The sequence below is a fragment of the Selenomonas bovis DSM 23594 genome, from assembly GCF_000381005.1.
Lineage (GTDB): Bacteria > Bacillota > Negativicutes > Selenomonadales > Selenomonadaceae > Selenomonas_C > Selenomonas_C bovis.
The window spans coordinates 1-12,253 of record NZ_KB908382.1 but is presented as its reverse complement, the minus strand read 5'-3'; the positions used below and the strand labels follow the sequence as shown (position 1 = coordinate 12,253).

The window sequence follows — 12,253 nt, the reverse complement described above, 5'->3', positions numbered from 1 at the left end:
ATGGCAGGGGAATCGCTTCGTGCAGCAGCCCTTTTCGGGTGCGCGAGGCGCAGTTATTTCTTGTAGAACGTGATATGGATGCCGTTTGCGAGCACCGGCTGGCCTTTGCCCTTGAGGATGACCTGTCCGGGCATCGAGCCCTCGGCGTTGAAGACGAGGGTGCAGTGGCCCTCCTCCTTGATATTGTTGTTGACATCGCTGCCGACGCTCATGACCGTGTACTCCGAGGATCCGACGCGGAGCTTGTCGCCCTTCTTGATCTCGCCTGCGAGCAGGCCGCCGGAGTGCTCGACCACCATATCGGAGAGGTTCGGGCGGATGCCCTCGTCGAGCAGGATGACGCTCTTGTTGTTCTCGAGGAACGTGCGGGCGAGGCCGCCGATGGCCGTGATCGTGACATCGTATTTCGTTTCCATATTGTCGTATGACTCCTTTCCATCAGGCTGCGCGCACGCCGCCTGCAAGCTTTCATTTATCGGATGAAATCATATTCATTATATCATAGATTTCAGCTTTTTTGACCGCCTTCCGGCAGGATTCTTGTTCCGTATCCTGGTGCAAGGAACAGAAAATTTCACGGAAACAAGGAAAATGCCCGCGGCATCGCGTATAATAAACAGAGAGATACGAAAACGCGCCGGCAACGACCGGGCTGCGGAAAGGAGCGCGGCATGGGCAAGAAGCTATCCATCCTGAAATACGGCCTGCTCGCCGCCGTCGTCCTCGGGACGGCGGGGGCGGCGGGGCATTTTGCCGCGCGCCATTATCAGGCGACGCTCGCCATCGTGCAGCAGCGGCAGGCGGCGAAGCAGGCGGCGCGGCAGGAGGCCCAGGAGGCGCGCGTCCAGCGCGAGAAAAAGGCGAAGCCCGCGCAGAGCGCGGACGCGACGGCGGCGCAGGGCAAGGATGGCACGGCCGAGGGGCTCACGGCGGATATGCGCGTGAAGGACATCGGCAACGGCCGCACGCTCTACAGCTACGATCCGCCGACGCAGGACGGCATCTACATCGTGCCCTACCTCGTCAAGAAGGGCGACCAGGCCATCCTCTACCTCTCCGTGCGCCATCTCGGGCAACAGTCCATCGGCTTCGTCGGCGTCGATGTGCAGACGGGCTCCTCGACGGTGTTCCAGATCCGCGCGGAGGAGTCCGTCGCGACGGAGCCCCGCGAGGGCGGCATCGTCGAGCAGTTCGACCAGCCTGTGAACGCCCGCACGCTGCAGGCGCTGCGCACCATCGGCGAGAGCTACGGCGGCGCGCATATCTCGGTGCCTATTCCCGGCGGTTCGGACGACGACCGCATGATGACGGCGATGGAATGCCTGCGCTGCAAGAACATGGTCGCGCTCTTTGACCTCTGGCGCCGCCGCTGAGAGGCGGCCGCGCGCTGCGCGTCGCACGCTGCCCGGCATTGAGATGTTTGATGTGAGATTTTGATTGATTGTGTGAGGTTTAGCTTCTCTTGTGAACTGAATTTCATAAAATGTACTTTGTGCCGCCGTGCGGGCAAAGTGACGAAAAGCCGCGAAACTATTGAGTCCGCGGCTTTTCTGTGCTAGGATGAGACCTGTCAGAAGGAAAGATGAAAGACAGAACAGATGCAAGATTTCCCATCAGGGAATGGCATTTTCAGGAGGCAATAACATGCAGGACAAGAAATTCTCCGTCGTCATCGCCGGCGGCGGCAGCACGTTCACGCCGGGCATTGTCATGATGCTCCTCGCGCACCAGGATCGTTTCCCGCTGCGCCAGATCAAGTTCTATGACAACGACCCGGATCGCCAGAAGATCGTGGCGGACGCCTGCGAGATCATCATCCGCGAGCGCGCGCCGCAGATTAAGTTCCTCGCGACGACGGATCCGGAGACGGCGTTCACGGACATCGACTTCGTGCTCGCGCATATCCGCGTCGGTAAGTACGAGATGCGCTCGAAGGATGAGAAGATTCCTCTGAAGTACGGCGTGCTCGGCCAGGAGACCTGCGGCCCGGGCGGCATCGCCTACGGCATGCGCTCTATCGGCGGCGTCGTCGAGATCGTCCACTACATGGAGAAGTATTCTCCGAACGCCTGGATGCTCAACTACTCGAACCCGGCGGCCATCGTTGCAGAGGCAACGCGCCGCCTCTGCCCGAACTCCCGCATCCTCAACATCTGCGACATGCCGATCGACATCGAGGGCAAGATGGCGCAGATCGCGGGCCGCGAGTCGCTGCATGACATCGAGTGGAAGTACTTCGGCCTCAACCACTTCGGCTGGTGGACGAGCATCAAGGACAAGAAGACGGGCGAGGATCTCATGCCGAAGATCCGCGACTACGTCTGGAAGCATGGCTACAACCTCAAGTACATCAAGGGCGACGCCGGTGTCCAGCACGTCGATCCGTCGTGGCAGGTCACGTTCGAGATGGTCAAGGGCTTCGCGCCGCTCGACCCGAACACGCTGCCGAACACGTATCTGAAATATTACCTCTGCCAGGACGATGTCGTGGCACATTCCGATATCAAGCACACGCGTACGGACGAGGTCATCGAGGGCCGTGAGAAGGAAGTCTTCACGGAGTGCCGCCGCATCGCCGCGGCCGGTACGGCCAAGGAAACGTCCTTCGTCGTCGATGCGCACGCTGTCTACATCGTAGACCTCGCGACGGCCATCGCCTACAACACGAAGGCCAACATGCTCCTCATCGTTCCGAACGAGGGCGCGATCGAGAACTTCGACCCGACGGCCATGGTCGAGATTCCGTGCCTCGTCGGCAGCGACGGCCCGGAGCCGCTCGTCGTCGGCAAGATCCCGCAGTTCCAGAAAGGTATGATGGAACAGCAGGTCTCCGTCGAGAAGCTCACGGTCGACGCGTGGATCGAGCACTCCTATCTCAAGCTCTGGCAGGCACTCACGCTGTCGAAGACGGTTCCGAGCGCCAAGGTGGCCAAGCTCATCCTCGACGACCTCATCGAGGCCAACAAGGATTTCTGGCCGGAGCTCAAGTAATCTCGCCTCTTTCAATTTTCACTTCATATAGAACCCCCAAACTCAAAACCCGTTTCCTCAGCTGAGGAAACGGGCTCTTTTTTTGCGGAGGGGCGCGGTGTGTCTGCGGCGTAAAACGCGGCGGGGTGTGATATCACTGCACCAAAAAAGCCAGGCCCTGCGGCCTGGCTTGATATTCATGGTGGAGACGAAGGGGCTTGAACCCTCGACCTCTCGGATGCGAACCGAACGCTCTCCCAACTGAGCTACGTCCCCGTGAACAATCAATAGTATAACGCGATTGCAGAAAAGATGCAAGCCCTTTTTGAAAAAATTCCAGCAAAAAATTCCAGCGGCACCACAGCCACATGGAACTGTTCCCTTTTGGCGGCGGGCGTTCTTTGGGCAGCGCGACGGGGAGGAGGGCGGAGATTTTGTGCACTGCGCAGGGGGCGTGGAAGGAAATCGCGGGACAAGAGGAGGAAAGACGTCGTGCTCATTAATGAAATTTATCTATCTATATATGTAAGATAATGGAATTTATCGCCGCAACAGCGTATAATAGATTTAGTATCAAAGGATTTCGGTAAGAGGGGAATTCTTTGTGCGCCGGAAGGCGGCGCACAGAAGGGGAGGTAACAACGTGGAAAAACGGGAGAGTATGTGGGAGCGCTATCTGAGAAAGGGCATGAGCCGGCGTAGCTTCCTCAAGGGCTGCGTGGCGCTCACGACGCTCATGGGGCTTTCGACGGACAAGCTGTCGGAGGTCGTCGAGGCGGCGGAGACGAAGCCGCTGCCGGTGGTCGTCTGGATTCACGGCCACGAGTGCACGGGCTGCGATGAGTCGTTCATCCGCTCGGGTGCGCCGCTCGCGAGCGATGTCGTGCTGTCGCAGATTGATCTTGAGTACGACCATCTGCTCAGCGCCGCGTCCGGCGAGCCGTTCGAGCAGCATCTCGAGGAAATCATGAAGAAGTACAAGGGGCAGTATATCCTCGCGGTCGAGGGCGCTGTCTGCACGGGTGACAACGGCGTCTACTGCATGTCGGGCGGCCGTCCGTTCGTGCGCACGCTGCAGGAGGCCGCGGCGGGCGCGATGGCCATCATCGCCTACGGCACCTGCGCGGTCTCGGGCGGCATCCAGAGCGCGAAGCCGAACCCGACGGGCTCGGCGGGCATCAACCCGTTCGTCGGCAACACGCCGGTCGTGAATGTGCCGGGCTGCCCGCCGATCCCCGAGGTCATGACGGGCGTCATCATGCATCTCGCGCTCTTCGGCACGCTGCCGCCGCTCGACGGCGAGGGCCGTCCGAAGCAGTTCTACGGCAACCGCATCCACGATACCTGCTACCGCCGCCCGTTCTTCGACGCTGGCATGTTCGCGGAGAACTTCGACGACGCGGGTGCAAAGGCTGGCTGGTGCCTCTACAAGCTCGGCTGCCGCGGCCCGGAGACGTACAACTCCTGCGGCAATATGCGCTGGTTCCAGGGCATGAGCTACCCGATCCAGTCGGGCGCGCCCTGCATCGGCTGCAGCAACGCGAATTTCTGGGACGATGAGCCGTTTACGAAGCGCCTGCCCGGCTACGGCAAGCTCGGCAACGCGGACAAGATCGGCCTCGCGGTCGGCGCGCTCGCGACGGCAGGCGTCGCGGCGCACGCGGCAGGCTCGATCATGCAGAAGCACAAGCGCGATCAGGCCGAGGCGGCGCAGCGCGCGAAGGATGAGCAGGACAAGGCATAAGGGAGCAGGTGGAAGATAAATGAAACATGTAGTAGTAGATCCGATCACGAGAATCGAAGGCCATCTGCGCGCAGAGGTCACGGTGGACGAGAGCGGCAAGGTCACGGACGCCGTCTCCTCCGGCACGGCCTGGCGCGGCCTCGAGCTCGTCATGCACAACCGCGATCCGCGCGATGCCTGGGCGTACATCCAGCGCATCTGCGGCGTCTGCACGACGGCGCACGCGCTCGCCTCGGTGCGCGCCGTGGAGGACGCGCTGCAGATCCGCATCCCGAAGAACGCGAACTATATTCGCAACATCATGGCGGCGACGCTGACGGTGCAGGATCATCTCGTCCATTTCTATCACCTTCACGCGCTCGACTGGGTGAGCCCCGTCGAGGCGCTCGCCGCGGATACCATCGCGACGGCGAACCTCCAGAACACGGTGCTCAATACCTACAAGCTCCCGTTCCGCACGCCGAACGCGAGCGTGACAGAGGCCTACGAGCACGACTTCCCCGCGGCGACGCCGCAGTATTTCGCCGAGATCCAGGGCAAGGTCAAGGCCATCGTCGAGAGCGGCCAGCTCGGCATCTTCGCCGCGAACTGGTGGGATCATCCCGACTACAAGCTGCTGCCGCCTGAGGTGCATCTCATGGCGGTCGCGCACTACCTCGAGATGCTCGACAAGCAGCGTGAGCTCGTGACGCCGCACGTCATCTTCGGCGGCAAGAACCCGCATCCGCACTATGTCGTCGGCGGCATGCCGTGCTCCATCTCCATGACGGACGGCAACGCGCCCGTGAACGCGGCGCGTCTCTCCATCGTCGACCGCGCGATCAACATGGGCCGCACGCTCGTCAACAACTACTATCTGCCGGATCTGCTCGCCATCGGCACGGCCTACGTCAAGGCGGGCCGCGTCGACGGCGGCGGGCTCGCGGACGAGCGCGTCCTCGCCTACGGCTCCTATCCGCTCGAGCCGAACAAGGGTACGACGAACGGCGATTTCTTCAACAATCTGCTCGTGCGCTGCAACGGCGTCGTCGAGAACTTCAAGGGCGGCGCGAAGAGCGCGAAATTCACGGAGATTGCAGCGGAGGATATCACAGACCCCGCGGTCTTCACCGAGGGTGTCGAGCACTCCTGGTACACGTATCCTGACGAGCAGCAGGACGCGGATCTCCATCCGTGGTCTGGCGTGACGAACGCGCAGTACACGGGCCCGAAGGTCGGCACGGCGACCGAGTGGAAGGAGCTCAACGAGCAGGGCAAATACTCCTGGCTCAAGACGCCGAAATGGCGCGGCAAGCTCTGCGAGGTCGGCCCGCTCGCGCGCTACATCATCATCTACACGAAGGCGCAGCAGGGCCTGCTCACTGCGCCGACCTGGGCGGAGCAGATGATGCTCGACCAGATCGACGCCGTCTCGAAGGTGCTCGGCCTCGCGCCTGAGGTCTGGCTGCCGACGATGGTCGGCCGCACGGCCGCGCGCGGCCTCGACTGCCAGCTCAACGCCGAGATCAATAAATTCTTCTTCGACAAGCTCATCGCGAACGTCAAGTCCGGCGATACCGAGGTCGTCAACAACGAGCACTGGAACCCGGACACCTGGCCGCAGAAATGCAAGGGCGTCGGCCTCTACGAGGCGCCGCGCGGCGGCCTCGCGCACTGGGTCACGATCAAGGACGACAAGGTCGATAACTACCAGTGCGTCGTGCCGACGACCTGGAACGCCTGCCCGCGCGACGACAAGGCGGGCCACGGCGCCTACGAGCGCGCGATGATGGACACGCATGTCGCCATCCCTGACAAGCCGCTCGAGATCGTCAAGGTCATCCGCTCCTTCGACCCCTGCATGGCATGCGCGACGCACATGTTCAACGCCAAAGGCGAAAAGATCAGCATCGTGACGACGGATCCCACCTCCGGCACGCATGTCGAGCCGCGCAAGTGAGAAAGGAGCTGTCTCATGGCAGAAATTCATCAGATGAAGGAAGTCCGGCGCAAGGAGTTCTATCTCTTCAGCCCCTTCCTGCGCATCTTCCACTGGATCATGGTCGCGATGATCCTCGTGCTCTTCGGCACGGGCATCATCATCGCGACGCCGTTGCAGTCGATGAACCTCGAGCCGGCGTACTCGACGACGTACATCGACCTCGTGCGCGACATCCATTTCGTCGCGGCGTTCGTCTTCTGCGCCTCGTTCGTGCTGCGCATCTACGGCTTCATCATCAACCGCGGCGACCGGCTGTTCCCGCGGTTCTGGAAAGGCTATTTCTACGCGCAGACGGTCGACGTCATCAAGCACTACATGCTCGTGCAGCCGAACCACCAGTCGTTCCTCAGGAACCCGCTCGCGCGCATGTCGTACCTTATGCTCTACGGCCTCGTCGCCGTCGAGATCTGCACGGGCTTCGCGATGTACTACATGACGGAGCCTGAGAGCTACGTCGCACGCGCGTTCGCCTGGGTGAACGTCGTCTGCGGCAACGAGATGGTGACGCACCTCGTGCACCACTACGTCGCCTGGGGCATCATCCTCTTCGCCATCGGCCATCTCTACATGGTCATCCGCTCGGAGTTCATGGAGGGCGAGTCCGAGGTCTCGAGCATGTTCTCGGGCAGCAAGTTCCTCGTGCACTACCCGGCGGATGCCGGCGACGTCGATCCCGACGCGGAAAAGCCATGAGATCGCGAGAGACATTGACTGCAAGATGATGCACGGTGCCTGCAAAGCGGGCGTCTGTGCAGGAAACGAGAGGAGGGCTTTCCATGTGTAAGGAATGCGGCTGCGGTGAGACGAACGGCAACACGCGCCTGCAGTTCACAGTCACCGGCTATACGGACGAGAGCGCGAAGGAGGTCGAGCGCGCGCTCTTCGGCCTGCCGGGCGTGCTGTTCGTCCACATCCACGCGCACGACGGCGAGACGACCGTCGATTACAGTCCGAAAAAGACGAAGCTCACGGATATCCTGAGCGTCTTTGCGGCGCGCGGCCTGGAGGCGGCGCTCTAAAAGCGATGGAAGCGGAGGCTGCGCAATGGCTGCGCGGCCTCTTTTCCATACATCACAGGGAGGCAGGAAATGCACGAAATGTCGATCGCAGAGGGCATCCTCGGCATCGTTCGCGACTACGCGGAGGCGAACCACGCGACGAAAGTGCGCGAGGTCGGGCTCCTCATCGGCGAGATGGCGGGCGTCGAGCAGGAGTCGCTCGAGTTCTCCTGGCGCGTCCTCACGCAGGGCACGCCCGCGGAGGGCGCCGCGCTCAAGATTCGCCACGTGCCGCTCATCGGCCGCTGCACGAAATGCGGCAAGGAGTTCCACATCGAGCACTACGATTTCTGGTGTCCCGAGTGCAAGGACGGCGTGCTCAAGACCATCTCGGGACGCGAGATGCAGGTAGAATATCTGGAGGTTGATTAGACTTGGAAATCAAGGTCATCAAGAACATCCTCGGCGAGAACGACCGCTACGCGGCGGAGAACCGCGCGCTGTTCCAGGCGAAGGGCGTTTTCGTCGTCAATTTCATGGGCTCGCCGGGCGCGGGCAAGACATCCGTGCTCGAAAAGACGATGGAGCGGATGCGGGGCGAGCTCTCGATGGCGGTCATCGAGGGCGACCTTTTCACGAGCAAGGACGCGGAGCGCATCGACCGCCACGGCGTGCCCGTCATACAGATCAACACGGCGGGCGGCTGCCACCTCGATGCGAACATGGTGCAGAAGACCGTGCGGGAGATGGACCTCGCAGCGCTCGACCTGCTCGTCGTCGAGAACGTCGGCAACCTCGTCTGTCCCGCGGAGTTCGCGCTCGGCGAGGACGCGCGCGCCGTCGTGCTCTCCGTGACGGAGGGCGATGACAAGCCGATGAAATATCCGCTCATGTTCAAGGAGAGCGAGATCGCCCTCATCAACAAGATCGACCTCGCGCCCTACTGCAATTTCGATATCAAGAGCGCGCGCGGCGACATCTCCATGCTCCATCCGGGCATCGAGATCGCCGAGCTCTCCTGCACGACGGGCGAGGGCGTAGACGCCTGGTGCGACTGGTTGCGCCGCGGCGTCGCCGCGAAGAAGGCAGCCTGCGGAGGTGCGCGCGATGGCAGATGAGAGCGGACTCTTCGCCGCCGAGACGACCGTCCTCGGCGTCGGCAACGTCATCTTGCGCGATGAGGGCTTCGGCGTGCGCGTCGCGGAATATCTCGCGGCGCACTACGATTTCCCTGAGAGTGTGCAGATCGTCGACGGCGGCACGCTCGGCATCGAGCTCACGCAGTTCGTGACCGGCACGCGGCGGCTGCTCGTCATCGACTCCATCAACGGCCACGCGGCGCCGGGCACGCTTTTCCGCTTCGAGGACGACGCGGTCATGGAGCATTTCCAGGACAAGATCTCGGCGCATGAGGTCGGCATCCAGGACGTGCTCGCGCTCCTCGCCGTGACGGGGAAGAAGATTCCCGAGGTCGTCGTCATCGGCGCGCAGCCCTACGACGTCGAGGCGGGCGTCGAGCTCTCCGAAGAGATGCGCGCGCTCGTGCCGGAGATGGCGCGGCGCGCGCTCGCGGAGCTCGCCGCCTGGGGCATCGCGCCCGCGGAGAAGCGCGGCGGCAGCGTCGACTACACGGCCGTCGCCGAGGCGGCCGCGCGGGAAAGGGAAGGATAGGAAATGCCGGGAAAGCCTGCGAAAGGAGGACTTTCCCGGTCGCTTGACCATACATCAGGAGGAATCGGATATGTGTCTGGCAGTACCTGCCAAAATCATAGCAATCAAGGACGCGCTCGCGAAGGTCGAGCTCGGCGGCGTGACGAAAGACATCTCGCTCATGCTGCTGCCCGAGGCGAAATGCGGCGACTACGTGCTCGTGCACGCGGGCTTCGCGATGCAGATCGTCGACGAGCGCGAGGCCGAGGAGACGAACGCGCTGCTCGCGGAGATGCACGGCGCGCCGCGCACCGTGGAGGCGCTCTCGTGACGCGCGCAGAGGAGCGGGCGGCGGCACAGGAGCTGCTCGCGGAGATCGAGCGCCAGAGCGCGCGGGCGGGGCGGCCGCTGCGCTTCATGGAGGTCTGCGGCACGCACACCGTCTCCATCTTCCGCGCGGGACTGCGCCAGATGCTCCCCGCGGGCGTCGCGCTCGTCTCCGGCCCCGGCTGTCCCGTCTGCGTGACGCCGGACGACTACATGGACAAGGCCATCGCCTACGCCGCGCGCGAGGACGTCATCCTCGCGACGTTCGGCGACATGCTCAAGGTCCCGGGCTCCGCTTCGAGCCTCGCGGAGGCCGAGGCGGAGGGCGCAGACATCCGCATCGTCTACTCGCCGCTCGACGCGCTCGCAATCGCGCGGGAGAACCCGGAGAAGAAGGTCGTCTTCCTCGCGGTCGGCTTTGAGACGACCGCGCCCACGGCCGCGGCGCTCGTGCTCGCGGCCAAGGGCGCGGGCGTGAAGAATCTCTTCCTGCTCTCCGCGCAGAAGCTCGTGCCGCCCGCGCTGCGCGCGCTCATGGACGACCCCGCCGTGCGCGTCGACGGCTTTTTGCTGCCGGGCCACGTCGCCGTCGTCACGGGCACGGACATCTTCTCCTTCGTTGCGGCGGACTACCATCTGCCCGGCGTCGTCGCGGGTTTTTCGCCGCTCGCCATTCTGCGCGCGCTCACGCGGCTCACGCAGCAGGCGGCGGCAGGCGAGGCGCGTATCGAGAACGAGTACGAGAGCGTCGTGCACCGCGAGGGGAGCTGCGAGGCCCGGCGCGTCATGCGCCTCGTCTACGAGCCCGTGGACGCGCGCTGGCGCGGCATCGGCATCATCCCGCGCTCGGGGCTGCGCATGCGCGACGCTTTCGCCGCCTACGACATCGAGCGCGTGCTGCCCCTCGAGGTTCCGGAGCCGCGCCCGCGTCCCGGCTGCCGCTGCGGCGAGGTGCTGCGCGGCATCGTCACGCCGCCGGAGTGCCCTCTTTTCGGCAAGGCCTGCATGCCGACGCACGCCGTCGGCCCCTGCATGGTCTCCGTCGAGGGCGTCTGCGCGGCCTGGTACAAATACGGACAGGGGAGGTTCGTCTATGGCAAATGAGAAAATCACCCTCGCGCACGGTGCGGGCGGCAAGATGAGCGCTGCGCTCATGCACGACGTCATCCTGCCCGCCTTTGACAATCCCGTGCTCGACGTGCTCCACGACGGGGCGAAGCTCGCGACGAGCGGCCGCCTCGCGTTCACGACGGACTCCTACGTCGTGCGTCCGCTCTTCTTCGCGGGCGGCAACATCGGGAAGATCGCCGTCTGCGGCACCGTCAACGACCTCGCGATGACGGGCGCCGTGCCGCGCTACCTCTCGTGCGGCCTCATCCTCGAGGAGGGATTCCCCGTCGAGGATCTCTCGCGCATCGTGCGCACCATGCGTGAGACGGCGGACGCTGCGGGCGTCGCCATCGTCACGGGCGACACGAAGGTCGTCGAGCACGGCAAGGCCGACGGCATCTTCATCAACACGGCGGGCGTCGGCGAGCTCATCGCGGGCATCGACATCGCCCCGCAGAACGTGCGCCCGGGCATGAAGGTACTGCTCTCCGGCTGCATCGGCGACCACGCGGCCGCCATCCTCGCGGGGCGGCACGGGATCGAGATCCCCGAGAGCCTCACGAGCGACTGCGCGCCGCTCGCCGGCCTCACGCAGGCCGTCCTTGCCGCCGCGCCCCATACCGCCGTCCTGCGCGATCCCACGCGCGGCGGCGTCGCGGCCGTCCTCAATGAGATCGCCGCAGCCGCGCAGGTCGGCGTCCTCGTCGACGAGGACGCCCTGCCCATCCGCGAAGCCGTGCGCGGCATCTGCGACATGCTCGGCTTCGACCCGCTCGACCTCGCGAACGAGGGCAAATGCATCGCCTTCGTCCCCGCGGCGGAGGCCGATGCCGCGCTCGCCGCCATGCGCGCGCACCCCTACGGCAAAGACGCGTGTATCATCGGCGAGACCACCGAGGAGGCGCCCGGCCAGGTCGGCCTGCGCACCGCCCTCGGCGGCATCCGCATCGTTGACCTCCCGCTCGGGAGTCTCGTGCCGCGGATCTGCTGAAGAAACCGCGCAAGCCGCTGCGAGCCAGGACCGGAAAACATCAAAAGGCTGTCTTTCCGGGGCTGCATCGAGGGCAAAACGCCGAACGAGAACTTCACGGAAGCCATTGCCGATGCCGTGGAGGTGGCGAAAGAAAACAAGGAAATGAAGGCAGCGTATGTGCCCTGCTGAATGGAACTGCGCAGAAGCGAAGAATGCGGTATGAAAAAGGACGCTTGGAAACCCTGAAGTCGCTTGTGGGGGCTAAACTCCTGAGCCTGGAAGATGCTGCGGGTACAGCGGGGATGTCGAAGAAAAAATTCAAGGAAATCACAGACCTTTGATCATAGCGAGCGGGTTCCTCTCGCGTAGCATCTGCCCAACAAGAAAGGGGCTGTCTCACGAAAGCATTTTCGTGCGGATAGCCCCGTTTTCTTTGACCTCAATCACGGTCATCTGACACTGGCGATAATCATGGCATAAAAAACAGTACAAGAAACAGG

Annotated in this window: 14 protein-coding genes and 1 tRNA gene; 13 read left to right on the top strand and 2 right to left on the bottom strand. The window is 63.4% G+C overall.

Features of this window, described 5'->3' with window-relative positions; all coding sequences use genetic code 11:
* Nucleotides 1–53: 53 nt before the first annotated feature.
* The gene (locus tag F599_RS0103625) at nucleotides 54–416 is read right to left on the bottom strand and encodes a PTS glucitol/sorbitol transporter subunit IIA (protein WP_019542174.1); all 363 of its coding nucleotides are present in this window, start codon (nucleotides 414–416) and stop codon (nucleotides 54–56) included.
* A 255-nt stretch (nucleotides 417–671) separates the two neighbouring features.
* Here F599_RS0103625 and F599_RS0103620 point away from each other — a divergent pair, with 255 nt between their 5' ends.
* Together F599_RS0103620 and F599_RS0103615 are read left to right on the top strand one after the other, a co-directional pair.
* Nucleotides 672–1,373: a hypothetical protein gene (locus tag F599_RS0103620; protein ID WP_019542173.1), complete on the top strand. Its 702-nt coding sequence runs from the start codon at nucleotides 672–674 to the stop codon at nucleotides 1,371–1,373.
* A gap of 271 nt (nucleotides 1,374–1,644) precedes the next feature.
* On the top strand, nucleotides 1,645–2,991 hold the full coding sequence (locus F599_RS0103615) for a 6-phospho-alpha-glucosidase (protein ID WP_019542172.1): 1,347 nt from the start codon (nucleotides 1,645–1,647) through the stop codon (nucleotides 2,989–2,991).
* Nucleotides 2,992–3,170: 179 nt separating this feature from the next.
* Here F599_RS0103615 and F599_RS0103610 read toward each other — a convergent pair.
* Nucleotides 3,171–3,246: transfer RNA gene (locus tag F599_RS0103610), tRNA-Ala, on the bottom strand.
* Between the two features lie 367 nt (nucleotides 3,247–3,613).
* Here F599_RS0103610 and F599_RS0103605 point away from each other — a divergent pair.
* The 11 genes from F599_RS0103605 (at nucleotide 3,614) to F599_RS16160 (ending at nucleotide 12,094) form a co-directional block, all read left to right on the top strand.
* Complete coding sequence (locus tag F599_RS0103605; RefSeq protein ID WP_026327791.1) at nucleotides 3,614–4,714, top strand: hydrogenase small subunit; 1,101 nt, start codon at nucleotides 3,614–3,616, stop codon at nucleotides 4,712–4,714.
* A 19-nt stretch (nucleotides 4,715–4,733) separates the two neighbouring features.
* Complete coding sequence (locus F599_RS0103600) at nucleotides 4,734–6,653, top strand: nickel-dependent hydrogenase large subunit (protein WP_019542170.1); 1,920 nt, start codon at nucleotides 4,734–4,736, stop codon at nucleotides 6,651–6,653.
* A 33-nt stretch (nucleotides 6,654–6,686) separates the two neighbouring features.
* Nucleotides 6,687–7,388, top strand: a complete 702-nt coding sequence (gene cybH, locus F599_RS0103595; protein WP_026327790.1) for a Ni/Fe-hydrogenase, b-type cytochrome subunit — start codon at nucleotides 6,687–6,689, stop codon at nucleotides 7,386–7,388.
* 83 nt (nucleotides 7,389–7,471) lie between these two features.
* The gene (locus F599_RS0103590) at nucleotides 7,472–7,714 is read left to right on the top strand and encodes a hypothetical protein (protein WP_019542168.1); all 243 of its coding nucleotides are present in this window, start codon (nucleotides 7,472–7,474) and stop codon (nucleotides 7,712–7,714) included.
* Between the two features lie 69 nt (nucleotides 7,715–7,783).
* Nucleotides 7,784–8,125 carry a hydrogenase maturation nickel metallochaperone HypA gene (hypA, locus tag F599_RS0103585; RefSeq protein ID WP_026327789.1) on the top strand — a complete coding sequence of 114 codons (342 nt, stop codon included), beginning with the start codon at nucleotides 7,784–7,786 and terminating at the stop codon, nucleotides 8,123–8,125.
* A gap of 2 nt (nucleotides 8,126–8,127) precedes the next feature.
* Entirely contained in the window at nucleotides 8,128–8,811 is a 684-nt protein-coding gene (hypB, locus tag F599_RS0103580) for a hydrogenase nickel incorporation protein HypB (RefSeq protein ID WP_019542166.1), read from the top strand.
* A complete protein-coding gene (locus tag F599_RS0103575; RefSeq protein ID WP_019542165.1) occupies nucleotides 8,801–9,364 on the top strand; it encodes a HyaD/HybD family hydrogenase maturation endopeptidase in 564 nt (187 codons plus the stop codon). The genes hypB and F599_RS0103575 overlap by 11 nt, the downstream gene beginning before the upstream one ends.
* A 70-nt stretch (nucleotides 9,365–9,434) precedes the next feature.
* Complete coding sequence (locus F599_RS0103570) at nucleotides 9,435–9,674, top strand: HypC/HybG/HupF family hydrogenase formation chaperone (RefSeq protein ID WP_019542164.1); 240 nt, start codon at nucleotides 9,435–9,437, stop codon at nucleotides 9,672–9,674.
* Nucleotides 9,671–10,774 (top strand): hydrogenase formation protein HypD, encoded by a 1,104-nt coding sequence (hypD, locus tag F599_RS0103565; protein ID WP_019542163.1) that lies wholly within the window; start codon nucleotides 9,671–9,673, stop codon nucleotides 10,772–10,774. Before F599_RS0103570 ends, hypD begins: the two co-directional genes overlap by 4 nt.
* Complete coding sequence (gene hypE / locus F599_RS0103560) at nucleotides 10,764–11,771, top strand: hydrogenase expression/formation protein HypE (protein WP_019542162.1); 1,008 nt, start codon at nucleotides 10,764–10,766, stop codon at nucleotides 11,769–11,771. Before hypD ends, hypE begins: the two co-directional genes overlap by 11 nt.
* Nucleotides 11,772–11,965: 194 nt before the next feature.
* Nucleotides 11,966–12,094: a hypothetical protein gene (locus tag F599_RS16160; RefSeq protein ID WP_020700477.1), complete on the top strand. Its 129-nt coding sequence runs from the start codon at nucleotides 11,966–11,968 to the stop codon at nucleotides 12,092–12,094.
* Nucleotides 12,095–12,253: the final 159 nt, after the last annotated feature.